The sequence below is a fragment of the Neobacillus sp. MER 74 genome (assembly GCF_023714155.1).
This window is the reverse complement of the sequence record NZ_JAMAUV010000030.1, coordinates 13224-37817: the sequence shown is the minus strand read 5'-3', so window position 1 is coordinate 37817 and position 24594 is coordinate 13224. Positions and strand designations below refer to the sequence as shown.

Genomic DNA, 24594 nt, shown 5'->3' with positions numbered 1-24594 from the left:
CATAAAGAATATTCGTCCACTCACTAAAAAACGCAAGGAGATATCTAAAGGTGACTTTAAAACACAACGAGAAGCACAGGCAGCTTGGACACACGGATATTAATACGACAATGAATATCTATGCTCATATAACCTCTAAAATGGAAGAAAAGGCCTCCCAACAGTTTAGTAAACTGATGAAAGACCTTCTCCTATAGTTAGCTTTTTAGTCAATAGGCTGCCCTGTTTTTTATAAAACGAGAACAAGAAAAGCATTATATCATTTTATACAAAATGAAACAATCCACTCTAGGAATAAATGGATAATTCACAACAATTAATTAGTGTTTTTTAATCCTTTGCGCTTGATCAAAGAAAACAAACGAATCCGGTTTATGGCGTGATTGAGTGAACTCAAACATGATTCCCTTAGCATTAAATGTATAGTTGTTGATTACCGCTACACAATTATAACCATTCAACCCAATGTACTTCTCATCATTTACATTGGCTTTTTCAACTGTCATAAATCGTTTGGTAGTTACGATGTTTTCGCCGAGTTCATTTTCTATATATTCATATATTGAGCCCTTGGCTATCTCTTCCGTTAGATGCTTTACAACATCTCTCCTAAAATAGTTATGATCAATGATTAATACTTTTTCGTCCAGCAGCCTTAGTCGCTGGATATAATAGATTTCTGTTCCTTCAGGAATGGATGTCATTTTATTTATTTCTTTATCTACTATCAATTCTTGAAAACAAACGACCTTTGTTCCATACACTTTCTTGTTCCTGATAGAAGATTCCTTGAAGGTCTCTACCCCTCCAAGTATATATTCAGCTTGTTGATATGGATCATAAATAACACGTACACCCTTGCCATGGAGACTTTGTACATATCCCTCTGAAACAAGGTTTGCTATCGCCCTGCGGATTGTGTTCCGAGAGCATTCATATTGTTCGACCAACGTATACTCTGAAGGTAATAAATCCTGATAAGCATAAACTTTATTTTCAATTTTATCCTTCAGATCTCTATAGATTTTATCGTATTTTGTTCTTGTCATTCTTCACGCACCTAATTATTCAATTTTATCCATCTCATTTTATCATAAAGGTTATTACTAGAAAAATTTAAAAAAATTGCACATGGAAAACCCATGTGCAACATTGACCTATTCGTTTTTAAGAAGAGTAAGGGATTCATATGGTTTCAAAATCAAACGATTACTAGGGTCCCTACTTTCATAATTGGATAGGATACATTGGTATCCTTCCATGTTCTCTTCCAGTTCAACCTCTGTTTCTGTTCCGTAGAAATTATTGATAACAATCAAGGTTTGACTATCATATGTTCTCTTGTAGGAAAAAACTGACTCATGGTCAAGAAGGATTGGAATATAGGATCCTTCAGAGATAACCTTGTATTCCTTTCTTAGTCTGACCAACTTCTTGTAATAGTCCAAAATGGAATCTGGTTCAACAGCACTGTTTTTTACATTAATTTCCTTGTAATTTCCAGTAACTTCGATCCAAGGTTTATTTTCGCTGAAGCCTGCATAAGGTGAATCATCCCACTGCATAGGGGTTCTTGAGTTATCTCTTGAACGCTCCTGAAGAATGCGGTAAATATCCTCTTCCTTTTTACCTTCCTTCTTCAGGATTTTGAAATAGTTAATGCTTTCAACATCCCGGTACTGCTCAATATGTTCAAAATACGCATTGGTCATACCGATTTCTTCCCCTTGGTAAATATAAGGTGTTCCGCGCAAAAAATGTATCATACTTGCAAGCATTTTTGCTGATTCTTTATGATATTGTTTGTCATCACCAAAACGAGACACAATTCTTGGCTGATCATGATTGCACCAGAATAATGCGTTCCATCCGTTGCCCTCTTGCAATCCAAGTTGCCAATCGTTTAGCAATTTTTTCAGCGCCATGAAATCACAATTCCGCAGAATCCACTTTTGTTGATCTTTATAGTCCACCTTCAGATGATGAAAATTAAAGCACATCGACAGTTCTTTTTCTTCCGGATTTGAATAACGAATGCAGTTATCGATGGTAGTTGAAGACATCTCCCCAACCGTCACCATCCCATCATCATTCAGTCCACTTTCATGGCATAGTTCCTTCAAGTAGTCATGAACTTTAGGGCCATCTGTATAAAATCTTCGTCCATCGCCTTCGTGGTCATCAGCATATTTTTCAGGTTTCGATATGAGATTCACCACATCAAAACGGAACCCTTTAACACCTTTATCCATCCAGAATTTTAGTACATTGACAAGCTCTTTTCTCACATTTTTGTTTTCCCAGTTCAAATCTGCCTGGGTCTTATCAAATAAATGCAAGTAATATTGATTAAAAGCTGATACATATTCCCATGCACTTCCACCAAACTTGGATACCCAATTGGTTGGTGGAGTGCCTTGTTTGCCATCCTTGAAAATGTAAAAATCCTTATAATATTGGTCTCCCGCCAGCGCTTTTTGGAACCACTCATGTTCCGTCGAGGTATGATTGAACACCATATCCAGCATGATACCTATTCCTCTGCGCTTCGCTTCTTCCACCAATTCTTCAAAGTCCTTCATCGTTCCAAAGAGAGTGTCAATATTCCTGTAATCCGCAACATCATATCCATTATCTTTCTGTGGCGATGTAAAAAATGGTGTGATCCAAAGGTATTCAATTCCTAGCGATTGAAGATAATCTAATTTTTCTGTAATTCCTTTTAGATCTCCAATCCCATCTCCATTGGAGTCATGGAAAGATTTTGGGTAAATTTGATAAATTGTACTTGCCTTAAAATCACTCATAATAAACTCCTATCAGTTCAAATTATTCCTTCCACTGTTAATTGTCTTTCGAGTGAAAGATTTTAAAGCGATAAAATATAAGTGTTAAACCAACGGTCATCGCAAACGCAATTCCCTCTCCGATAAAATAGGAAGCCCAATGTTCAGGGAATACAGAAAGGAAAGACAAGACGCCTCCCACGCCGACAGAAGTTGCCTTAACATTTTGATAGGCAAGGAAAGCACTCCCTACCGCACTTCCAATCATGACTGCAACGAACGGATAACGGAATCTTAAGTTAATCCCGTAAATAGCCGGCTCAGTGATTCCCATCCATGCGGATGCAGTCGAAGTGAGCGCGACTCCTCTTAACTTCTTGTTATTCTTAAGAAGGAAAAACATAGTTAATGCAGCTGCACCTTGAGCCATTGTTACCGTTTCCCCAATCGGCCAAAGTGTTACATAACCAAGTGATCCGGCCATTTGAAGATTGACTCCCAAAAATAAATGATGCATTCCTGTAATGACTAAAGGCGGGGAAATTAAACCATAGATAGCTCCCGCTAATACTGGTGCTGTATGAAATAGGGAAACAATGCTGTCTGTAATCAAGTTGGCACCAGCCATCGTAATAGGACCGATCACTGCGAAAGTAATAAATCCCGTCACCAAAAGAGCGATTGGTGAAACTAATATCAACTGAATGGATTCAGGTATGATTTTTTTCAATTTCAATTCACAAAAAGATAGGATATATGCTGCAAAGATGACTGGTATAACTTGTCCCTGATATCCAACTTTCGGTATGTGTATTCCAAAAAGGGACCAATTTTCTGCTTTACTTGGATCGGCAGCAAATTCATAGGCAGACATCAAAGAAGGATGAACCAGTACTAGCCCTAACACAATCCCGAGAACAGGGTTGCCGCCAAATTTTTTTACGGCAGACCAGCCTATCAGAGCCGGCAGGAAAGTGAACGCTGTATTTGCAATGACATTTATGATGCCAGCTGCACCATCCCAAGAGCTATAAACATCTAAAAAGGACTTATCCTTAAAGAAAATTCCCGGGTTAGCCAAGACATTATTTAACCCCATTAACAATCCAGCAGCGACGATAGCCGGCAGGATTGGAATGAAGATATCTGCCAAAGTCCGAACGGCTTTTTGGATAGGATTATTCTTTTGATTAACCATTTCTTTTATTTCTTCCTTGGAGTTTTCCGAAATCCCAGTTTGAGAGATAAATTCTCCATATACCTTCTCTACCAGCCCAGGGCCTATAATCACCTGGAATTGACCGCTTGCTTCAAAACTTCCTTTTACTATATCAATCTCTTCTAGCTTTTTACCATCAACTAAGCTTTGGTCATTTAAAATCAATCTTAATCTTGTGACACAGTGTGTACCACTTTGGACATTATCTGCCCCGCCGACGCTTTCAATAATCTGCTCAACACTCTGTTTCAAATCCTGCATTTGATTTCAACCTCTCCATTGAACTCCTATTCGTTTAGACGAAAGGGTTGGTCTATTAGAATGAATTTACGACAACTTGTTTGAACAAGTTTTAATGCCTACATCTTAACTTGTTTAAACAAGATTTGTCAACCATCATTTTTGCGCTTTCATTTGGGTTATATCAATTATGTGAGTGTTTTACTGAAATCCCTTACATATTCAACATTTTATTAAAATTAATGCAAAAGACTAAAGGTGTGTAATTACAACTAAAAAATCCGAACCGAGAAATTTCACCCCATAATTTAGCATTTTATCTTCTTGACTAGGGATATTTTATATTTATAATGAGGAGTAGCAAAACTTGTTTAAACAAGCTAAAAGAAGGGAGTTTTCACTCATGAACCTAGCCCATACACCATTCAGCTACTTCGGATCCTATCTATCGCTTTCTTACCAAGAAAGTGAAAACGATACCGAAAATGGCCTTTTTTTACGTTCCTTACACGGTAAATCAAAACCTCACATGAATTCACTTAAATTAATACCATTAAAAAATGGAATACCGGTAGACTATAGCTACACGGCTGATTACAACCTCATTACTCTTACATTTGAAGGAGGAGATATTTCTATCTGTTTTGATGGAGAATCGAAGCTGCTGGTAAAAGGAACCGGAGAAAAGATAGGATTCCGGCTCGACACGCAACCCCTCTATAATTTCGAATATAATTACTTGCTTGGAAAGGATGATAGGAAATTTTGCATCGTCAACAGCTATAAAAACTTAACTAAATATCTTATTTTTTGCTCCAAGGGTTCAGTGGATCTTAAGCAGAACATCCATATCGATGAAACCGGGAGCATGAACAAGGCTGACAACATATCTATTATTGAAGTGTCATCCATTAAGGATGAATTTCTATGCGTTATCCAGGACATCCCGACCCATGTGTTGAAACCAGACTGGAAAGAATATGATTTCGAGCAATCGCTGGAAAAAAGCCGGGAGAACTTCCAGAGCTTTTGCGATAAGCAGCTGGCAGTTCCTGCAGCCTATCAAGCAGCTCTTAAACCAGCGGCTTATATTACATGGTCATCGATCGTAAGACCCGAAGGATACTTAAAACGGTATACGATGTACGCTTCGAATCATCATTTTCCTGGAGCATGGAGCTGGGATCACTGCTTTAATGCTGTAGCTTTGGCGGGAGTCGATAATGATTTGGCATGGGATCAAATGGCTGTATTGTTCGATCATCAAGACGAGCTTGGGCAAATTCCGGGATCCGTTTCTGATTCGACCATACGCTGGAACTTTATGAAACCGCCTGTACAGGGGTTGTTTTTCTCTAAAATGATGAAAAAAATGGATTTTTCCCCTGAACAATTAGAACTGGTTTATCACTATGTAAGCAAACAGGTGAATTTCTATTTATCCTACAAGGACTCAAATGAGGATGGGATTTGTGAATATCATCACGGTAACGATTCAGGACAGGACAACAGCACGGTATTTAATTCGCCCATTGTTGTTGATTCTCCTGATCTGACGGCATTTCTCATAAAAGCAATGGATATGCTGTCTGAAGTTGCCGGCAAATTGGACATGGGCTCTGAGCAGACAAAATGGCAAGAAAAGGCCGATCATTTAACGAGAGCCTTCTGTGCCTATTTTATTAAAGACAACTTACCAGTTGCTAGAATTACAGCAAACGGAGAAATAATAGAAAGCTACAGTATCCTTCCTCTCATCTCAATCATTTTGGAGAATAGGCTTCCTGAAGAGATTAAGGAAAACATTATCGAACTGCTTTCCAGTGAGCGTTATTTAACACAATGGGGTATCGCTACTGAAGCGATTGATAGTCCATTGTATGAGAATGATGCATACTGGCGCGGAGCTATTTGGGGCCCGACTACCCTTCTCGTAGTGGATGCTTTGGAGGGTTGTGGAAAACGAGGGCTGGCTATGGAAATTGCAGACCGATACTGCCGACTGACATCCAAGAGCGGATTTCCAGAAAACTTCAATGCCATTACAGGAGAACCATTGAGAGACCGTTCATTTGCCTGGACAGCTAGTACCTTTCTTTACTTAGGAGCTAAATTAGTCAAGTAAATGAATAATAAAACGAGTGTAAATTAAGCCATGTAACATTTTTGTTAAGCCTTCCTGAGTAAACCAACAACTGGAAGGCTTTTTGCATAGCTATCTAATTTGTTTCATTATAAATTTCAACTAACATAGTACCACTGTGTATTTTTACATCCAAGAACAATTATTCTTTGATAACTTTGAACTTATAGAATTGCCTCCATCATTGTGGTTCCCAAACCCTCGAACAGTTAAGGCAAGAAACTACACTCCGAAACTTACTTTCCTATAATCCATCTAGGCGCCCACCAATTCGCAGGACCTAGCAGCTTCATTAATGCAGGAACCAGGATAATCCGAATAAGGGTAGCGTCAATGAAAATAGCACAAAATAAACCTACACCCAGTGCCTTTGTAATTTCAATGTTTGTAAAAATGAACGATCCAACGACAACTAGTAGAATTAATGCAGCACTACTAATTAGACGACCAGTTTTTTGTAGCCCTATAGCGGTACTTTTTACGTTATCACCTAACTTATCATATTCTTCCTTAATCCTTGAAATTAAAAATACTTCATAATCCATTGATATACCAAACACAATACAAAAGATTGTAACGGGCATAATGACACTAACATATCCAGTTGAGGTAATATTTAGAAAATCAGCCAGCCACCCATATTGAAAAACAATTACCACAATGCCCAGGCTTGCTCCAAGGCTTAAGACGTTCATAATAACGGCTTTAAGCGGAATTAGAACAGACTTGAAAGCCGACAGTAATATGGAATAAGTCACGATGATAATAAACAACATCATCAGGGGTAATCCTGAATTTATTCGATCGATTAGGTCTACACGCAAAGCTGTTTGCCCAGTAACATACGTTTCTAATTGACTCATTGATTTATTTCTTATCCGATTAACAAGATCAGAAGATTCTGCTGAATCCGGCTTCGACCTTGGCACTACTGTCAGCAAGGCAAAATTTCCTCTTAATAAATTTTCGTTTTGCATTCGGTCATGTGTACCTTTTAACTCTAATAGATGTGAGGTTTCTTCTGGTGTTCGATTTCCAAGTATGTCTATATAACTTTGTACCTCCAACACACCATGAATTTGGCGAATTTTTTCCTCCAATTTTTTAATCTTCCTAATAGATGCTACTTCTGTGACATTTTCCTTTGCCTTCACAATAATGTAAAGTGGACTTGATTTCCGTACGTCATAATTTCCTTTCAATAAATCCGCCCCTTTCCTAGATTCATAAGCAGGGGGGAGTACTTCCGTAGTAGGAACCCCTACTTTCATCCGAAAAATTGGCAGCATAAGTGATATTAGTAAAGTGCTTATCAAGATAGCTAATATCGCTGGTTTTTTCATTACAGAATTGGCGATTCGCTCCCACATAATTGAATTTTCCAGTTTCTTTTGAGTACCAGGAAACACTTGAAGAGAATTTATATGATGTCCAAAAATACCCAATAAAGAAGGTAAAAGTGTGCATGAAAGGATCATTGCTGAAAAGACCACTAGCACTCCACCCAGACATAACGAATAAATTATAGGCAGTTTTATAAATAACATGCCAAACATACCAATCAAAACAGCAAATCCTGAAAAGATAACAGATTGTCCTGCTGTTTGTGTAGCCATTGCTACAGCGTCCCCTACTGACTGTTGCCTCTTTAATTCCTCCCTAAAACGGCTGACAAGAAAAAGAGCATAATCAACTCCAATCGCAAGTCCCAGCATCATCACTATATTAGGAAGAAAATTCGAAAGCGAATAATAACCAGTAAGATAATACGTAATACCCATTGTCAGAGATACACTCATCAACCCAACCAGCAGAGGTAGAATAGCTGCCCATAAAGTCCCAAATATAAATAAAAGAACAATTAAGGCAATAGGAAGGCCAATCTTTTCTGATTTTGCCATATCATGTTTTGTCGCCAACTGAACTTCATGAATTGTAGCTATTTCTCCATCAACATATGTATCCATTCCCTGGGGCTTCCTTATTAGCCTTTTCATCTCTGGAAAATTGTTGAGGGCCTCTTCATTATTTAGTTTTAGTTCAACCACAACAGACTGAATTCCCTTATCTACTATTAAACGCGGTGTTTTGTTTATTTGAATTTTTTCAACATATTTCTGCTTTTTTAATTTATCTAACGATTCTATTATGTCCCTCATTGCTTTTTCACTAGTTAAGTCCAACTTACGACTAGTATAAACAATAGTGATCGTTGACGGGGAGGATCTTAATTCCTTTTTCATTAATGATACACCGATGTCCGACTCACTCCCCCTTGGATTTAAACCACTATCATTTAGCCTATCAGGCAGCCGTTGGGCAAAAAATGCTGAAAGGATGAATAACAATATCCAAAAAATTGCTATTGCCCAGCGAAATTTGTACATCTTTATTCCCCAATGCCAGAATAGTCCTTTTTTATTAATTTCTCTCATCTATTCCTTCCCCCCTTTTGTTTCCACTGAGAATAGGATTACTCATTTCTCACTTTTTTATCATAAAGAAAGAACGTCACTAGAATTAGTGCTTATTTATAAAGATTTAGGAATTATTTGCATTTCTAATTAGTTTCAAAAAGGGAAAAATATTATTGCACCAAATTATAAGGAGGATACCAATGGTCTATATAAAAGCAATGTTAATGTGCATGCTTACTATCCCATTCCTGTTCAATGTTCCTTCGGCTCAAGCTGCTCCTTCTGAAAATGAATTAAATCAATATTTAACCGAAATCGGATGGACAAAACAGGATTTAATGGATTATCTAGACTACTACGAAATCCCTTTAGATGATTTTAGTACAGTGGAAGAGCTAAAAGAAATTATGGGTACCCCTATTAACTCAAAAAATTTACAGCAGTTATTAACTAAATATGGTCTGACTGAGAAAGAATTAAATGAGTTAATGGATCATTTTGGTGATAACTTGAATGAATATAAATTTATTGAGGATTTGGATGCGACAGTTGAATTTTACGCCAACTATGACAAATATATGGCTGAAATCGAAAGTGGATTAAAGGAATTTGGCATAACAGAAGAAGAAGCAGAGAGATTTTTCACCTATTTAACTGAAGTAGAAGAAAAAAATAAAGACCAATTGGACCAAATAGCAACAAACGATACACTTTGGGAAAAAGTTGCGAATGTTGAAGATCCTTCCCAATTAAGCGATGAAGACCTGGATGAAATGGTTAGAATATTAGAGCAAACCATTGCATTGTATGAAGTTAAAATGAACTTTAAGGTTAATGGCCAAGCTGTGACGTTAAAGGATTTATTGAAAATGGAAGAACCTCCAGCAGGTAATTTGTCTGGTAGTATCTACAGTACTTCAGGGGAACTTCTAATCGATTTTAATATCCCTAAAGAGTATTTTGAATCACTGGAAGTAGTTGATGAAGGTGAAGACATACTTCATTTGGGTGAGATTTCCGATGATTATGTAGATCATATGCATGAAGAAAAATATGAAGATGGACGGAAAGGTTTAAAATAAAACTGTAATTGTTGTTAGGCTCTTCCGTTGGGAAGGGCTTATTTTTTGATTGGACTTCCTCAATTAAAGCACCCGTTTGTTTAAGTATATTACTTCACATAATTGTGTACAATATGTCCTGTCAATAAAGAAAGTAGCCGTAAATTAATACCTATAAAAGCTAATAAAAAAGTGTAAAATAAATTGGTTTTTATCATGGCTTTGATAGGGTTATAAAAATTATTTTGGAGGCATAGCAGTGAATAAAAAAATAGTAGAACTGGATGTATCGAATCTTTGGACCCCCTATCTCACCAACTCGATGGCACGGTGCGTTAATTCCTATGCATTAAAAACCATTATGGATTCCGACATCTATTCCATTTTTGATAAAGCACAACAACTGTCCAATCATCTCCTTCAAATGATCACTGAGATTTTTCAAAAAGAACAGTTTCCGATTCCGCATGGATTTACGGAGAAAGATGTCCATCTTGATGCCCCTCGCTTATTTTCTGATGAATTTTGGCTGTTTTATCTTCACGGAATGACTACCCATGGATTAACCGCTTATTCACTCGGAATGACCATATCTCACAGGCTGGACGTACGAAGATTTTATTTAGAAGCATTCAAAGGCGCTTCTGAGATATATGATACGACCTTAGACATGTTAAAATCTAAGGGACTATTGGATCGGGTTCCTACCATCACCTTGCCAGAAGAAGTGGAATTTGCTAAAAAACAAAGTTTTCTTGCCGGGTGGTTAGGGGACCATCGACCCTTGAACGTTATTGAAATCAGCAGTCTTTATTTTAATTTACAGAAGAGTACACTCGCAAAAGATTTAATCTTAGGTTTTAGCCAAACTGCGGAGTCGAAAGAAATTCGGACATTTTTCCAACGGGTGGTGGAACAGACAGAAGAGCATCTTACGATTTTTCGTTCAATCCTGCATGAGGACTTTATCAGTTCGTCGATTTCCTGGGATACCCATATCACCGATTCCGAGACAGCACCTTTTTCCGATAAATTAATGATTTTCCATTGTGCCTTTCTTATTCAATCTGCCATGGCATATTATGGAACTGCCTTATCCGGTTCCATGCGGCGCGATCTAGGACTCAGATATGCTTCTGCAATTAAAAATGATGTCAAACTCGCGGAAGACTGTGCGGAAATCATGATTGCTAATGAATGGTTCGAGAAACCACCTCATTCGGTTGATCGTAGAGAATTCTCTAATTGATAAATTTACCGAATTCTGCAAGATGAACAAGGTGATTCTATCAATCATATTGTACAAAACATGACTGGAATGGGCGGTATGACTGACCAAGTCAGCAACAAATACAGCGTTGAATCTTGCACAGCAATAATAAAAAGGAGAACATTTAGTTCTTCTTTTTATTATTGCTTTTAATTTCTCCAAGGCAAATATATGTATATTTCAAGCTTTATGGCAGTTCTTATTATGAAAGGCTACTTGCGAATCGCAAGTAGCCTGTAGCCATATTATTTTATTCATACATTTTAAGGTTTAGAAAAATGTTAACACATCAATACTGTTAACGAGAAGTATTTCCTGAACCACCAAACTGACCTGCTAATTGAGATTGAGCTGTTGCAACTAGACGTTTTGTGATCTCACCACCAACTGAACCGTTAGCACGAGATACTGTGTCTGCGCCTAATTGTACACCAAATTCAGAAGCAATTTCATACTTCATTTGATCAATCGCTTGTTCAGCACCTTGAACTAATTTTTGACGATTTCCACCGCTACGTGACATTTGTCTTCACCTCCTATAAAATTTAATATTCCTCATATTATATTAATAATACTTTGGTAATTTCCGTGGGATTAATTTTAATAAGTCCTAGCTCAACTGCATGATTAAAGTTCTATTAAATAAGCAGGAACAGCTTGATTTAAAAGGGATATTAAAACTGAAGTTATTGATAAAGGGATTATGACTACGTCATAGAAGAGCTTACCCACAATTAAGAAAAGTAATTGAAACTGGGCTAATATGACCGCCAATATGGAAGAAAAGGCCTCCCAACAGTTTAGCAAACTGATGAAAGACCTTCTCCTATAGTTAGCTTTTTAGTCATAGGCTGCCCTGTTTTTTTAAAACGAGGACAAATCCGAGGACAAGAAAAGCATATTATCATTTTAGACGTTGATATAACAAGGTTTTAAAACCCCTAATTACATCATGCCGCCCGTAAGCTGCTAGAGTGTAATATTGTTAACATTGAGTGCAAAAAGTGCGGTAAATCAACGTTTTGGATGTTCTTGGCTGTAACATCTTTAACGGGGATTTACCGTTTTTTATGGGATTGCGTTAGCAAAATGTTAGCATTTTGATTAAATACTCAGAAGGTGATCGCGTATTAATATGGAGGTGGCGTTTACCTTAACCTAGTTTTTGCGCACTTCCATATTTTCGAAGTTGATGATTAATTTATGTGCAAGAAAAAAATCACTCCCGATGATTCCGTCAAATCCATGCATTTCTCTAACATCGCCGAGTTGTATAGTGAAATTATTCAGTCGAAACTCATCAATATTCATACCACTTACTTTTTGTTCAATGCAGATTTCCGTACCGCCAATTCCGTACATCTTTCGTGTAATTTCATTTTCTAAATCGAGCATCAGACCAATTTCTTCACATAAGTCTGTATCTAAAATGGTTGAAGAACAGCCGGTATCAAGGAGTACGTTGCTAAATGTCTTTTTCTGTCCAGCATATTCAATTTCAACAGAGACTAGAGGTAAGCGGTCATCCATTTGAAATTTCATACTCTTCTTCGTACTCCTATATATGGCTGCTCAATTACCTTTATTTCTTCGTTATTCGTGTGAAAGATATATAATTCACGATTTTGATTTTCCCCGTGTAGCTTTTTATACACTTTCCATGCTGCATTCCCATTCTCAAAGTCATCAATTACCGACATTTCTTCGATGATTCTTTCTTTTCCTTTTGCTTCAGACTTTAATGCTTCTACTAAGACACACCTTTCTGGAAAATGCCGACGTACTTCAGACCATTTCATTAACATCCCTCTTCCGATTCATTATTTTATAAATTTCTTTATTAGAACAATCATACAAGTTTGCACTACAATAGATTTTCTTTTGTATCATCTAATTTTTTAATACTAATGGGTTCGGATATTTCAAAAGCCAACACTGCTGGACTAAGGAGGAATATTAATTTAAATTTAGTATAACAAATAACTATACACCACAGCACTTTTTGTATTTTTTCCTACTCCCACAAGGACAAGGATCATTTCTTTTAGGCTTTTCCACTGGCAATTCAATTTTATTGCTATTTATTTCCGGACTGCCTTGTAAAACTGCCTTTCCCGCTTCCTTCATCTCCTTATATCGCTTTTTTAATAGCTCCATTGCTTCTGCACTATCTTTTAATGAACCCTTAACAATCTCATCCACTTGTCTCTTAGAAATACCATAGATATCAAGAATCTCATACCTTTTCCTTTTCAAAGATAATCTTATAGCAAACTCAGAATCATTATTTTCGCTTTCTGTAAAGATAAGAATAACATCATCACATTTGCAACTTGGATTCATACAATACTGATCATACATAATATATTTTATACCATTTACTTCAGTTCCTAAGACAAGCCCTTTTTTCTCTTCAAACACATCAAAATAACTAAAGGTATTACCACTTAAAATATCAGATTTTTCCATAGTTTCCACTTTTTTATCATTCCTATTTTCAGTCTATTAAAAAATGCATTCAAAGAACGATCCACTATTGAACATTATCTGTATGACCAGAACCATTCTTGATATAAATCTATCCATTTAAAATTCTTATGTCCTTCATCCAATTTGATGCTAGCTAATGGCAGTATTACTTTTTTCCTACCCAACCTGCCTTCAACAAGAATTCCATAATTTTCGTCTACTTTCATCTCTTGGTCTAAATGAATACAGCTGACTTCAAATTCTGCGATTTCTAAAGAGCCAACTTCCTCTTCATATAACGCAGTAAAAGGAAATATCATATGTTGTAATAGATATTCATAAAAACTCATTAAACTTGTCTCTTTTACATTGAGTAATTTGTCCATATAACTTGCTTTATATTTATTACCTCTCTCTAAACCGCTTATTCCTAATATTTGGGCAGCTTGAATTTCCCATTCTTCGATTTCAATCTGCTGATCATTCAACATATCTTGAGGAACGATTAATCCATTTACTATTGAAAGATTATTAAAAGGACTACCTTGAACAACTGACTCTATCGAGAAATTACTATCAAAATAGGTCATATTAAACATATCTCTAATTTTCTTCGACTTTTGCGAAGTCGTACTTTGCTTGGTGCCAAAATACTCAAAAATTTCTGTAGCAGACACATATGGTTGACTAGATTTATCAAATAAAAAATTAATCGTTCCCAAAGCATGGATTACTGCCGCAGCCCATATTTCAATACGGCCTGACAGGAATGGAATGTCTCTTTTTCTAGCCATTTTGTTTATTAATTTTTCAATTACTCCCTCATATTCTTCATTTAAAAATTGCTTACTAAACTCAATTGTTAATTTCAGTAATTCTGCCTTCTTTTCCTCTACCTTTTCTTTTGGTTTAGTCATACCCCACAACCCCTAATCTATTAGTCTGCTCTTAAAGTAGATTTTCTTAATTAATAGGAGAATTCGTTATCCTTTTCGTTATGACACTTTTTACATCTTTTCGGGTATGAAAGACCTTTTTTCTTATAAAATTGCGGCTCTCCCGTTGTAAAGGTAAATCGTTCTCCACATACCCAGCATTTTAAAAGTAGGTCATGCGGTTCAATACCCTCTAATGCTTCTTTGATAGATTCTGTTTTTTCCTTTACAACTGAATGATCAAACGGCTCTTTTCTATTTAATACATTTATAGTTGTTCGAATCTCATCTCTTACCTTTTTATAATCAACTTTCTCCCATAATTCTAGATAAGGGATAAGTCCTTGATCTCCGAATTCTTTAATCTTCTCAAGCAGCAATAGAATCATTTTCCTATTCCGATCCTTTAGATAGCTCATATCGGGATTTTGCTTTCCCTGCTTGACCCATTCCTTCCATTCATTTAAAAGTTCATCCGCACATTGATCGGACTCTATGTACCACCCCCGCTCTGTAAAAACAATCATTGGTAGTCTTCCATAATACTCAATATCTAGAAAATCATAATCGATCATCCAGTCAATTTTTTGCATAATTTCATCTAGATTTTCTGATTTATAATAACCATAGACAGGACACTTATCCAGCTCCAGCTGTAATACTTTCTTCTCCCGTGAGCCCTTTAAGATTTTGGCAAGAAGTGTTCTTCCACCTTTACAAATAATTTCATCAGCTGCTCTCAATATGACTTTTATTTCTTCATCAGATAATCGATCAGCCTTAGATTTCATCAAAATGGTAAGTCCTCCTCATCAACCCAGTGATCAGAAACAATCAGTTTTTGTTGTTTTTTGGGCTTTCTTTTTAATTCTTCACTGAGGGCAGGCTTAAATGTAATGACCCTATTGAACTTCTCCTCATATAGATCACGAATCCATACTTTTACAGGTGCTTTCCATAGCTGATTAGGCGTGGGGATATTTTTAATTAAGCTCTTAGCTGTCATCCCCAACTCCTTAGCCATTTGTAGATCAGTCTCATTCAATTTGCATCGTTTTTTGGCCTCTGCCCAAGCTTGTGAATTCCTTTTTGCCACCAACACCAAATCCTTCTTTTTAGACAATAAATTGTGAAAGATATTCTGCAATATAACTCATTATCCTTTTGTCCACCCACTAAACTTTTAACATTTTTTATCACTGTTCAGATTTTCAACTCCCACAACATTTCTTAAATTTCCTCCCGCTCCCACATGGGCAAAGATCGTTTCTCCCCACCTTTTGACGGGTTTGGAGACTAATGACCTCTCCTTTTTTATTGGGCAAAGGCGGTAATGCCTTCTTTTCCTGCGCGAATAGCTCTTCCGATGTATATCCCTTTAAATACCATTCCCTCGTATTATTCATAAGAAGAACAACGGCATCCATCAGTCTTTGCACTCCTTCTAAGCTTTCGAATGTCAGTTGAGTCTGTAAATATTGAAGAAGCTGACTAGGTTGATTGCCTAATTTTGCATGCATAATACAGTCCTCAACAAACTCCTTCGCCTCTTGTTTTGACATCCGATACTCTTTCGTAAATAGAGATAAAAGTTGAGAATAACCCTTTGGACACTCCACATAGTCCGTTTCACCTGCTTCAAGGAGCTGTTTCTTCGAGAATGGATAGTAATCAATATTCTTTCTAGATGCCTGCTCCTCTAAAATAACTAAAGGGTCTAGCACTTCCCAGTAAGAATAGCCATACCTGTTAATGTATATTTCTTGATAGTATTCCATCGCATGAAATATAACCTGATTGAAGGCAAGGTAATCTGGGTGAATAGGCGTGTAGTTCTCAACTAAATGCACTAACTCGTCATGCGGCACCGTTCCAAAATAATAGAGTAATCCGCGGGTAATCTTTATCCATTCCGTATTCCGCTTAACATCTGTAAGTATCGTTTCGTCTTGAATAATTTTCACTAGAGAAGGCAATAATTCCAAAGGGATCATGACGATTGGATTACCATTTTGAAAACTAGTAAACATAAAACCAGTTTTATGGAGATACTCCATCTCCTCGATTTCTAGATTGTTTGCGCTCATAACTCCATTATTGGCAATGATATTTTTTATTAAAAATAATCGTCGCTCATCGAACTGACTGATAATATTTCTGAAAAGAACAGGGATTGCCTCTGCCAAAGATTGAATTAACTCCGCCTTTTTCATCGAGCTTATATTTTTAATTTGCAGCTTTTTCCGGATGTCTTGAAGATCTGCGACTTTTAATGCGGATAGCGCTTCCTTTAATGAAGCTATTCCTATTATTTTATTCTTTTGATTCTTGTTTTTATTTACCTCCATACTTTACCCCTTTCACATTGCGTCCACCTCTGACAATATCAAAAGCCACGGCAACTCCTTACTAGCCATCTTTTTCATCGCATATTTATTTTTTCATTTTATCACGCATGTGCTTAATATGAACACTTTAAACGGGCCGACTACTCTAAAAGGAACTTTCTTATTCCTCCAACTAAACTTTCATATATAAAAAAGAAGCTTCCCATAAGTTGGCTCAACTTATGAGAAGCCTCTATAATTTGTTAACATTCCACTCTCATCTTACATAAAGCCCTTATATATCAAGGGTTTGAGGGCGTTTATTACATCATGCCGCCCATTCCGCCCATGCCGCCCATGTCAGGCATACCCATGCCTTGGCCAGCTGGTTCTGGTTTGTCAGCAACAACTGCTTCAGTTGTTAAGAACATAGCTGCTACAGATGCAGCATTTTGTAATGCAGAACGAGTTACTTTAGTTGGGTCAACGATACCAGCTTGAATCATGTTTACCCATTCGCCGTTTGCAGCGTTGAAACCAGTGCCGATTTCTTCGCGCTTTAAGCGGTCAACGATAACAGATCCTTCAAGGCCAGCGTTGTGAGCGATTGTGCGGACAGGCTCTTCCATCGCACGTAATACGATGTTGATACCAGTTGCTACGTCGCCTTCAGCTTGGATTTCAGCTACTTTGCTGTATACGTTAAGAAGGGCTACACCACCACCGGATACGATACCTTCTTCAACTGCAGCACGAGTTGAGTTTAAAGCATCTTCGATACGAAGTTTGCGCTCTTTTAATTCAGTTTCAGTTGCAGCACCAACTTTGATTACTGCTACACCGCCAGCTAATTTAGCTAAACGCTCTTGTAATTTTTCACGGTCAAATTCAGAAGTAGTTTCTTCTAATTGAACACGGATTTGGTTCACACGAGCTGCGATTTCAGCAGAATCTCCTGCGCCTTCAACGATTGTTGTATTTTCTTTTGTAACAACAACTTTAGCTGCACGGCCTAAAGAGCTGATTTGAGTAGTTTTAAGTTCACGGCCTAATTCTTCAGTAATAACTTCCCCGCCAGTTAATGCAGCGATATCTTCAAGCATTGCTTTACGACGATCACCAAAGCCAGGAGCTTTAACAGCAACCGCATTGAATGTTCCGCGAAGTTTGTTCACTACTAAAGTAGAAAGTGCTTCACCTTCAACATCTTCAGCAACTAACAATAATGGCTTGCCTTGTTGAACAACTTGCTCAAGAACTGGAAGGATTTCTTGAATGCTAGAAATCTTCTTATCAGTGATTAAAATATATGGATTTTCTAAAACAGCTTCCATTTTGTCTGTATTAGTTACCATGTAAGCAGAAGTGTAACCACGGTCAAATTGCATACCTTCTACTACATCTAATTCAGTTGTGAAACCTTTAGATTCTTCAATTGTGATAACGCCATCGTTGCCAACGCGCTCCATTGCTTCAGCAATTAATTGGCCAACTTCTTCGTCAGCAGCAGAGATAGCAGCAACTTGTGCGATTGACTCTTTGTTTTCGATTGGTTTAGAAATTGCTTTTAATTCTTGTACAGCAGTTGCAACAGCTTTTTCGATCCCTTTACGGATACCCATTGGGTTCGCACCAGCCGTTACGTTCTTTAAGCCTTCACGAATCATCGCTTGAGCTAGAACAGTTGCAGTTGTTGTACCGTCACCAGCAACATCGTTAGTTTTGCTTGCTACTTCAGCAACAAGTTTTGCACCCATGTTTTCGAATGCATCTTCTAATTCGATTTCTTTTGCAATCGTTACACCGTCATTTGTGATTAATGGTGAACCAAATTTTTTCTCAAGAACCACGTTGCGTCCTTTAGGTCCAAGAGTAACTTTTACTGCATTTGCAAGGGCATCAACACCACTTAGCATTTTGCGGCGTGCATCTTCACTAAACATAATCTCTTTAGCCATTGTTTAAAAACCTCCTCATATTGTTTAACTGTTTATGGTAAACTTATCTATTTGTCAGGCTCGAGCGCCCTCGTACTAGTAATTTAAGGACGCTGCACTTTTTCTAATTAAGCGCCAACGACTGCAAGAATATCAGATTCGCGCAGGATTAAGTATTCAGTACCTTGATATTTAACTTCTGTACCGCCGTATTTTGAGAAGATGATACGATCACCTACAGAAACTTCAAGTGCTACACGCTCTCCGCTTTCAAGTACGCGGCCAGTACCAACGGCAACAACTTTTCCTTCTTGAGGCTTTTCTTTCGCTGAATCCGGTAATACGATCCCGCTTGCAGTTTTTTCTTCTGATTCAACAAGCTCAATGATAATACGATCACCTAATGGTCTTAACAAATCAAACAACCTCCTCAAAGATATATGTAATTCTGACTTATTAGCACTCTCGTTTAATGAGTGCTAACACAATTATTATAATAATGAATCTCAAAATCTTTTGCAAGTGTGAAGCATAAAATTTTACAAAAAAAATAGAAAAGCGGAAGCGTTTAATGATTCCTTCAGACAACCTTATAAAGTATGGGAAAAACACGATATTCTATACCTATTTTTTAAAAGTATTTCTAAATTGAAACAATCCTGGTTTTAAGAGTAAAATTAAGAATAGTATAGATTAAGGTATGAGCGATTTGGCATCTTTGAAAATGAAGGATTATAAATAACCTAATCGGCAAAATTATTAAAATGGAATCTAAAGGGGACTAGATATTTGAAACGAGAATATTGGATAATCTTAGTTGTTTACATCGCAATGCAATTTTCAAGTTTAATCGGTGTACCACTCTTTTTGTATGGCTTTAAATACTTGGGGATTAACCAAAGCCTTGCGGTTCCGTCATGGCTCCTCGCAAGTTTTACGATTGCCTTATTAATTATTGTTTTTATGCTTCGAAAGGAAATGAACGATCGCAACTATAGAAAGAATGGTGGTTCATTCGGTATTTCGGTGGTATGGGCCATTGCCGGCATTTTCCTTGCCCTATTTTCCCAATACGTTGCGGCATTCATTGAGAACCTATTAGGGGTGGAAATGGGCTCTGAAAATACAAAAGATATTCTAAAGATTATCGAGGCCTTTCCATTGGCGATCATTGTTACCAGTATCATTGGCCCCATCTTAGAAGAAATTGTTTTTCGTAAAATCATTTTCGGATCGCTTCACAATCGATATAACTTTTTTATCTCTGCACTCATTAGTTCGGTCATTTTTGCTGCAGCACATATGGAATTTCAGCACATTTTGCTTTATTCGGCCATGGGCTTTACGTTTGCATTTCTTTATGTTATTACTAAATCCATTTTCGTGCCAATATTTGCCCATGTTGCGATGAATACCATGGTTGTCTTGGTTCAATCTATATTTAAAGACGATATTGAACGACTGCAAAGACAAGCGGAGGCCGTTCAAAACTTTATCGGAGGATTTCTATGAGACGTTCACCCTTGTTTTCAGGATTGATTTACTTTCTCCTTGGCGGCTTATTTACTTACTTCGCCATTGATGATGTACAAAGTAACGGCTGGGGGTTTTTCAGCTACATCCTCATTTTATTAGCCACCTTTGACTTTGGCTCAGGCCTAAAAATGGTCATCTTTCACATCAAATACAAAGATCAGTTAAAGAAAAAGAAGCAGAGAAAAAACTAAGGTGTCAGGCACCATGTGAATTCTTTTTTCACATGGTGCCTAACACCTTTTTACAATTCGCTGATTGGAAACTGAAATTCGCTGATTGGAAGTCCAAATTCGCCGATTAAACCCTCATATTCGCTGATTAGACAAGTAAATTCGCCGATAGAACCAATGACAACATGAAAACCCCATAAAAGAACAGGCAAAAACTTTACTACTATCCAGGACCAATGCTCATAACTTAGTCTCAAACCCCAAATAGTATGTTTATTACGAAAAAACTGACTCAAATAGGCTTTTTTCACCTAATTTTGAATCAGTTACTTTTTCAAACAATTATTTCGACACTTGTTCCTTATTGATGACCATCCGCTCTTTCCCAAGGATAAAGATAAATAGGAAAGCAAGGCCGGCTGGGACGAGTGCCCATGTGAATGTGTGGACGATCGAACTTGAGAGCGCCTCCGTGATTTTATCGAGAATTGGTGCGGGAATTAATTTTCTTGCTTCCTCCGATAATAAGGCACGTGAATCCCCGAAACTTTGCCCCTTAGGCATCTGCCCCATTCCCGCAAAAGCATTTTCCAACCCTTCTTTAAGGTCACTTCGTTGAATCGTACCAAAAACGGTGATCCCAATCGTCATTCCTAAGGAACGGATAAAGTTACTTGTCGAGGTGGCAGAGCCCCTTTGTTCCATTCCAAACGGATGAATCGCAGCCATACTCAACACCGAAAAAGAGAAGCCGACCCCCAAACCAATAATTATCATGTACAGCGTCAACACGGCTCTCTTTGTATCCGGTGAAATTGTGCTCAACAACAATAAGCCGCCAATCAATATTACTCCGGATATAAACATAATGTTTCTGTAACTCATCTTTGTCGTTAAGAAGCCGCCTGCTTGTGCAGTAACGACCGAACCAAGCATCATTGGCAATAAAATTAACCCTGAATTAGTGGCTGTTCCGCCATACACCCCTTGCACAAAGATCGGGATGTACACCGTAGCAGCCATGAATGCCGCACCATAAAATAAGCCAACAATCGTACTGCCTGCAAACAAGCGGTTCCTAAACATCGAAAAGGATATAATCGGATCCTTCGCTTTCGTCTCCACATATAAAAAGATCAAAAACAGAAGCCCGAATCCACCAAACAAACTCATGATCACCGTAGAATCCCATTCATATTTTTGTCCCCCAAGTTCAAGCGCAAACATTAAACAAACAACTGCTCCAACCAAGGTAACGGCTCCCGACCAATCAATAATTTGCTTTTTGTGAATGGGGGATTCCTTATAGGCAATGGTAATAAAAATCAGCGAAAGAATCCCTAGAGGCATGTTAATATAAAAAATCCAATGCCAGCTGATATAGTCTGTGATATACGCCCCAAGCAATGGCCCAAAAATACTCGATAAGCCAAAAACCGCTCCGAACAGTCCACCCATTTTTCCACGCTTTTCAGGAGGAAACAGGTCAAACATAATCGTAAAGGCAATCGGTACCAACGCTCCGCCGCCAATTCCCTGGATCGCCCGATAAATGCTTAATTGCGTGATCGTTTCAGCTGTTCCACACAATGCAGAACCTGCCATAAACAAGATCAATCCAAAAATAAAGAATCTTTTTCGCCCATACATATCCGATAATTTACCGAAAATCGGCATCCCCGCCATCTCAGCGACCATATAGGCGGAAACAACCCAGACAAAGCTTTCTAGTCCGCCTAGATCGCCTACAATTGTTCCCATCGCTGTAACGACAATCGTATTATCCATCGAGGCCATCAAAATACCTAGCAATAGCCCCGCAACCACTAGTCCTAACTTACTTTCCTTCGTCACCATTCACATTTCTCCCTTATATCTTTGTCGTCATTTTTACCGTTGCCTTTGAATCATGTGTGAAATCGTCCCTGTATTCCACCACTCCGATTTGGCAGCCAGGGCCAATTTTCACTTTGTTCCCGCGGACAATATCGGCTTTTGTATTTTCAAGATAAATGTCATCCCCTTCAATAACTTTCGCACTAAGGGACCCGATCTCCTTACCAAAGGGCAGCAGTGTGTTACTCCTTTTTTTCACCGTGATTTTCCCTCCGCCGATTTCCTCGGCACTGCTTTGCCCGAAACGAAGACCCACCTTAATGGTATCCGCCGTTAGTAAGCCTTTAATCTCAAAACCGCCGCTCGAGTCAAACGTCTCATACTCCACATCACCATTCACCGCAATACTACCTTTAATGTTTGCCTCATCTCCCGTAAGACCTTCGCCGACTTCCAGCAATCCTAAAATCTTGATTTTTTTCATGTGAGCATTGCCGCCGACCAGCATCGTCCCCATCACTAGTGTATCCTCGGCTTTCATATTCCTTTTGACCTCTGCTTCGCCAAAAACTTTTACCGAGCCTGTTTTGACATTTTCAGCAGCTTCACTTGTGCCATATACATTGAAAGCCGAACATTCCACATCAGTCATAATGGTCCCTTCGCCGCGGATACTGATTTTATCGTAACGGCCGCCAGGGTAGCTTCCCGATCCATTAATAATAAGATTTCCGTTCTTTTCCATCATCACTCTTTTCCCTCCTATTAAACCCGTCTGTTTTCAGTAACCACGGCCTTTTTATCCATCGAAAATTCCTCTGTATATTCAACGAGACCAATCTGACAATTGGGACCAATCGATACCTGGTTTCCACGGACGACTTTGGCAGTAGTATTTTCGAGTTCAATTTTGTCCCCTTCGATTAATTCCACTTCCAGCTGTGGTTTATAAAAGGTCTTAAGTAAATGACCGACTAAGGATGATCCTTTCTGCTTTACTGTGATCGTTTGCCCGCCAATTTCATTTGCTTTACATTCTCCAAACATCTTTATGTCGATATGGTCAGCATTTAGAAGCCCGCCAATCGTAAACTGCGATTCTGCTTTAAAAATTTCCGCTTCACAGTCCTCCCCGGCCGTAAAGGTGCCATGGATTTTGATTTCCTCACATTTAACCCTGCCGCCAACGGTGCTTTTACCATTCACTTTTAATTTTTCCACCGATAGGTTTTTGTCGATTCGTGCTGATCCATCAATCGATAGGTTCTGTGCCTCAAGATTCCCTTTGAACCTCCCATTCCCGTTCACCTTTACTTTCTCAGAAATGACATTTCCATTCAGGATACCTGAACCATTGCAATCAAGTTCCAGACATTCTAAATCGCTGTTAATCGTCCCTCTGCCATTTAATGTAACTATGCGGAACTGCCCCCCGTTGGACGCACCGAAGCCATTAATCACCAAGTCTCCTCTGCTTTTCGTATCCATCGTCAGTCTCCTTTATAATAATTTCGCTTTAATCTCTTCCATGCACTTCATCAGTGAAAGGACAGTGACTACCTTCGTACCACGTTCAAAGTGAAATTCTTCTGCATTTACGAGTAATAGACATGATGACATTCCCAACTTTCGGGTAATCACTAACTCACAGCTTTTTTGCTTCATTAATGCTGTATGGTCCTTTAACACCTGCAAGACCATTTTCCCTTCCTCTAGGTTTATTTCTCCCGATTGAAGCAATTTGTCTAAAACAAACACTTCCAGCATCCTTGTAAAATTAAATTCCAAACTACCGTTTTCCTGTTCTAAGTAAAAATCGACAACCGCTGTCGAAACAATGTTACGTTTTATTAATTCATCCTTGTTATAATTTAAGTTTGCTACATTAGGTGAGAACATATCTGCTAGTTCATCTAAGGATAAGTTTTCCTTCATTGTTTGGATTTTTTCGATTCTTTCAAGGATCTTCTCCTTAGGAAAAAATGTTTCTTGACCTGTAAACGTAGACTTGCGCACAAACCATTCTTCCGGGATTAAGTCCTTTCGTTTCCATCTATATAGCTGTCCATAGGATATTCCTGCTAATTCTAATAGGTCTTTCTTTGAGATTAACTCCTCACTCATACTAAAAACCCCTTTCCACAAACAATGTAACATAACACTGTTACGCTTGTAAAGTGCAAATGTAAATATTAGGCTGTCCTAATTATTTTCACCAAAAAAAAGCCCTTCACGTTGATTACCGTGA

General features: G+C 38.0%; 24 protein-coding genes. 6 read left to right on the top strand and 18 right to left on the bottom strand.

Annotation, left to right across the window (positions count from 1 at the left end):
* Positions 1–50 precede the first annotated feature (50 nt).
* Positions 51–197 (top strand): hypothetical protein, encoded by a 147-nt coding sequence (locus M3610_RS25165; protein ID WP_180230235.1) that lies wholly within the window; start codon positions 51–53, stop codon positions 195–197.
* Positions 198–320: 123 nt separating this feature from the next.
* On the opposite strand, the gene M3610_RS25160 is transcribed toward M3610_RS25165, so the two are convergent.
* The 3 genes from M3610_RS25160 to M3610_RS25150 all read right to left on the bottom strand — a co-directional run bounded on the left by M3610_RS25160 (position 321) and on the right by M3610_RS25150 (position 4266).
* A complete protein-coding gene (locus M3610_RS25160; protein ID WP_098576333.1) occupies positions 321–1049 on the bottom strand; it encodes a UTRA domain-containing protein in 729 nt (242 codons plus the stop codon).
* A 108-nt stretch (positions 1050–1157) separates the two neighbouring features.
* The gene (gene treC, locus M3610_RS25155) at positions 1158–2807 is read right to left on the bottom strand and encodes an alpha,alpha-phosphotrehalase (protein ID WP_251463307.1); all 1650 of its coding nucleotides are present in this window, start codon (positions 2805–2807) and stop codon (positions 1158–1160) included.
* A 37-nt stretch (positions 2808–2844) separates the two neighbouring features.
* Positions 2845–4266, bottom strand: coding sequence for a PTS transporter subunit EIIC (locus M3610_RS25150; protein WP_251463306.1), 1422 nt, complete (start codon positions 4264–4266; stop codon positions 2845–2847).
* A gap of 346 nt (positions 4267–4612) precedes the next feature.
* Between M3610_RS25150 and M3610_RS25145 the strand changes: the two genes are divergently transcribed.
* The gene (locus M3610_RS25145; RefSeq protein ID WP_251463305.1) at positions 4613–6370 is read left to right on the top strand and encodes an amylo-alpha-1,6-glucosidase; all 1758 of its coding nucleotides are present in this window, start codon (positions 4613–4615) and stop codon (positions 6368–6370) included.
* 254 nt (positions 6371–6624) lie between these two features.
* On the opposite strand, the gene M3610_RS25140 is transcribed toward M3610_RS25145, so the two are convergent.
* Positions 6625–8823: an MMPL family transporter gene (locus M3610_RS25140; RefSeq protein WP_251463304.1), complete on the bottom strand. Its 2199-nt coding sequence runs from the start codon at positions 8821–8823 to the stop codon at positions 6625–6627.
* A 182-nt stretch (positions 8824–9005) separates the two neighbouring features.
* Between M3610_RS25140 and M3610_RS25135 the strand changes: the two genes are divergently transcribed.
* Positions 9006–9887: a processed acidic surface protein gene (locus M3610_RS25135; protein ID WP_251463303.1), complete on the top strand. Its 882-nt coding sequence runs from the start codon at positions 9006–9008 to the stop codon at positions 9885–9887.
* A gap of 238 nt (positions 9888–10125) precedes the next feature.
* A complete protein-coding gene (locus M3610_RS28380; RefSeq protein ID WP_251463302.1) occupies positions 10126–11115 on the top strand; it encodes a DUF3231 family protein in 990 nt (329 codons plus the stop codon).
* A 319-nt stretch (positions 11116–11434) separates the two neighbouring features.
* Here M3610_RS28380 and M3610_RS25125 read toward each other — a convergent pair whose 3' ends face one another.
* From M3610_RS25125 to groES, 10 genes are all read right to left on the bottom strand, one after another.
* A complete protein-coding gene (locus M3610_RS25125; RefSeq protein WP_098576341.1) occupies positions 11435–11659 on the bottom strand; it encodes an alpha/beta-type small acid-soluble spore protein in 225 nt (74 codons plus the stop codon).
* Between the two features lie 635 nt (positions 11660–12294).
* Complete coding sequence (locus tag M3610_RS25120) at positions 12295–12678, bottom strand: retropepsin-like aspartic protease (RefSeq protein WP_251463301.1); 384 nt, start codon at positions 12676–12678, stop codon at positions 12295–12297.
* Positions 12675–12935 carry a hypothetical protein gene (locus M3610_RS25115; protein WP_251463300.1) on the bottom strand — a complete coding sequence of 87 codons (261 nt, stop codon included), beginning with the start codon at positions 12933–12935 and terminating at the stop codon, positions 12675–12677. The genes M3610_RS25120 and M3610_RS25115 overlap by 4 nt, the downstream gene beginning before the upstream one ends.
* Before the next feature lie 184 nt (positions 12936–13119).
* The gene (locus M3610_RS25110; RefSeq protein WP_251463299.1) at positions 13120–13605 is read right to left on the bottom strand and encodes an SEC-C metal-binding domain-containing protein; all 486 of its coding nucleotides are present in this window, start codon (positions 13603–13605) and stop codon (positions 13120–13122) included.
* 74 nt (positions 13606–13679) lie between these two features.
* The gene (locus tag M3610_RS25105; RefSeq protein ID WP_251463298.1) at positions 13680–14522 is read right to left on the bottom strand and encodes a DUF6398 domain-containing protein; all 843 of its coding nucleotides are present in this window, start codon (positions 14520–14522) and stop codon (positions 13680–13682) included.
* Positions 14523–14572: 50 nt separating this feature from the next.
* Positions 14573–15331, bottom strand: a complete 759-nt coding sequence (locus M3610_RS25100) for an RQC-minor-1 family DNA-binding protein (RefSeq protein WP_251463314.1) — start codon at positions 15329–15331, stop codon at positions 14573–14575.
* Positions 15331–15636: a hypothetical protein gene (locus tag M3610_RS25095; RefSeq protein ID WP_251463297.1), complete on the bottom strand. Its 306-nt coding sequence runs from the start codon at positions 15634–15636 to the stop codon at positions 15331–15333. Before M3610_RS25095 ends, M3610_RS25100 begins: the two co-directional genes overlap by 1 nt.
* A 115-nt stretch (positions 15637–15751) precedes the next feature.
* Positions 15752–16888: an SEC-C metal-binding domain-containing protein gene (locus tag M3610_RS25090; protein ID WP_251463296.1), complete on the bottom strand. Its 1137-nt coding sequence runs from the start codon at positions 16886–16888 to the stop codon at positions 15752–15754.
* 302 nt (positions 16889–17190) lie between these two features.
* The gene (groL, locus tag M3610_RS25085) at positions 17191–18825 is read right to left on the bottom strand and encodes a chaperonin GroEL (protein WP_098575100.1); all 1635 of its coding nucleotides are present in this window, start codon (positions 18823–18825) and stop codon (positions 17191–17193) included.
* Between the two features lie 107 nt (positions 18826–18932).
* On the bottom strand, positions 18933–19220 hold the full coding sequence (groES, locus tag M3610_RS25080) for a co-chaperone GroES (protein WP_026565252.1): 288 nt from the start codon (positions 19218–19220) through the stop codon (positions 18933–18935).
* Between the two features lie 373 nt (positions 19221–19593).
* Here groES and M3610_RS25075 point away from each other — a divergent pair, with 373 nt between their 5' ends.
* Entirely contained in the window at positions 19594–20316 is a 723-nt protein-coding gene (locus tag M3610_RS25075; protein ID WP_251463295.1) for a CPBP family intramembrane glutamic endopeptidase, read from the top strand.
* Entirely contained in the window at positions 20313–20531 is a 219-nt protein-coding gene (locus tag M3610_RS25070) for a YdiK family protein (protein WP_251463294.1), read from the top strand. Before M3610_RS25075 ends, M3610_RS25070 begins: the two co-directional genes overlap by 4 nt.
* Positions 20532–20852: 321 nt before the next feature.
* Here M3610_RS25070 and M3610_RS25065 read toward each other — a convergent pair whose 3' ends face one another.
* The 4 genes from M3610_RS25065 to M3610_RS25050 are packed head-to-tail and all read right to left on the bottom strand — an operon-like array spanning position 20853 to position 24470.
* A complete protein-coding gene (locus M3610_RS25065; RefSeq protein ID WP_251463293.1) occupies positions 20853–22367 on the bottom strand; it encodes an MDR family MFS transporter in 1515 nt (504 codons plus the stop codon).
* A 13-nt stretch (positions 22368–22380) separates the two neighbouring features.
* Positions 22381–23094, bottom strand: coding sequence for a cytoplasmic protein (locus M3610_RS25060; RefSeq protein WP_251463313.1), 714 nt, complete (start codon positions 23092–23094; stop codon positions 22381–22383).
* 17 nt (positions 23095–23111) lie between these two features.
* Positions 23112–23834 carry a polymer-forming cytoskeletal protein gene (locus M3610_RS25055; RefSeq protein WP_251463292.1) on the bottom strand — a complete coding sequence of 241 codons (723 nt, stop codon included), beginning with the start codon at positions 23832–23834 and terminating at the stop codon, positions 23112–23114.
* 12 nt (positions 23835–23846) lie between these two features.
* Positions 23847–24470: a YhbD family protein gene (locus M3610_RS25050; RefSeq protein WP_251463291.1), complete on the bottom strand. Its 624-nt coding sequence runs from the start codon at positions 24468–24470 to the stop codon at positions 23847–23849.
* Positions 24471–24594: the final 124 nt, after the last annotated feature.

Excerpts from the sequence above, each read along its gene's own strand:
- M3610_RS25140 (WP_251463304.1), bottom strand. The coding sequence starts at position 8,823 with ATGAGAGAAATTAATAAAAAAGGACTATTCTGGCATTGGGGAATAAAG.
- M3610_RS25105 (WP_251463298.1), bottom strand. The coding sequence starts at position 14,522 with ATGACTAAACCAAAAGAAAAGGTAGAGGAAAAGAAGGCAGAATTACTG.
- groL (WP_098575100.1), bottom strand. The coding sequence starts at position 18,825 with ATGGCTAAAGAGATTATGTTTAGTGAAGATGCACGCCGCAAAATGCTA.
- M3610_RS25115 (WP_251463300.1), bottom strand. The coding sequence starts at position 12,935 with ATGAAATGGTCTGAAGTACGTCGGCATTTTCCAGAAAGGTGTGTCTTA.
- M3610_RS25110 (WP_251463299.1), bottom strand. The coding sequence starts at position 13,605 with ATGGAAAAATCTGATATTTTAAGTGGTAATACCTTTAGTTATTTTGAT.
- M3610_RS25055 (WP_251463292.1), bottom strand. The coding sequence starts at position 23,834 with ATGGATACGAAAAGCAGAGGAGACTTGGTGATTAATGGCTTCGGTGCG.
- M3610_RS25070 (WP_251463294.1), top strand. The coding sequence starts at position 20,313 with ATGAGACGTTCACCCTTGTTTTCAGGATTGATTTACTTTCTCCTTGGC.
- M3610_RS25050 (WP_251463291.1), bottom strand. The coding sequence starts at position 24,470 with ATGAGTGAGGAGTTAATCTCAAAGAAAGACCTATTAGAATTAGCAGGA.
- treC (WP_251463307.1), bottom strand. The coding sequence starts at position 2,807 with ATGAGTGATTTTAAGGCAAGTACAATTTATCAAATTTACCCAAAATCT.
- M3610_RS25150 (WP_251463306.1), bottom strand. The coding sequence starts at position 4,266 with ATGCAGGATTTGAAACAGAGTGTTGAGCAGATTATTGAAAGCGTCGGC.
- M3610_RS25090 (WP_251463296.1), bottom strand. The coding sequence starts at position 16,888 with ATGGAGGTAAATAAAAACAAGAATCAAAAGAATAAAATAATAGGAATA.
- M3610_RS25135 (WP_251463303.1), top strand. The coding sequence starts at position 9,006 with ATGGTCTATATAAAAGCAATGTTAATGTGCATGCTTACTATCCCATTC.
- M3610_RS25065 (WP_251463293.1), bottom strand. The coding sequence starts at position 22,367 with ATGGTGACGAAGGAAAGTAAGTTAGGACTAGTGGTTGCGGGGCTATTG.
- M3610_RS25120 (WP_251463301.1), bottom strand. The coding sequence starts at position 12,678 with ATGAAATTTCAAATGGATGACCGCTTACCTCTAGTCTCTGTTGAAATT.
- M3610_RS25160 (WP_098576333.1), bottom strand. The coding sequence starts at position 1,049 with ATGACAAGAACAAAATACGATAAAATCTATAGAGATCTGAAGGATAAA.
- M3610_RS25060 (WP_251463313.1), bottom strand. The coding sequence starts at position 23,094 with ATGATGGAAAAGAACGGAAATCTTATTATTAATGGATCGGGAAGCTAC.
- M3610_RS25125 (WP_098576341.1), bottom strand. The coding sequence starts at position 11,659 with ATGTCACGTAGCGGTGGAAATCGTCAAAAATTAGTTCAAGGTGCTGAA.
- M3610_RS25100 (WP_251463314.1), bottom strand. The coding sequence starts at position 15,331 with ATGAAATCTAAGGCTGATCGATTATCTGATGAAGAAATAAAAGTCATA.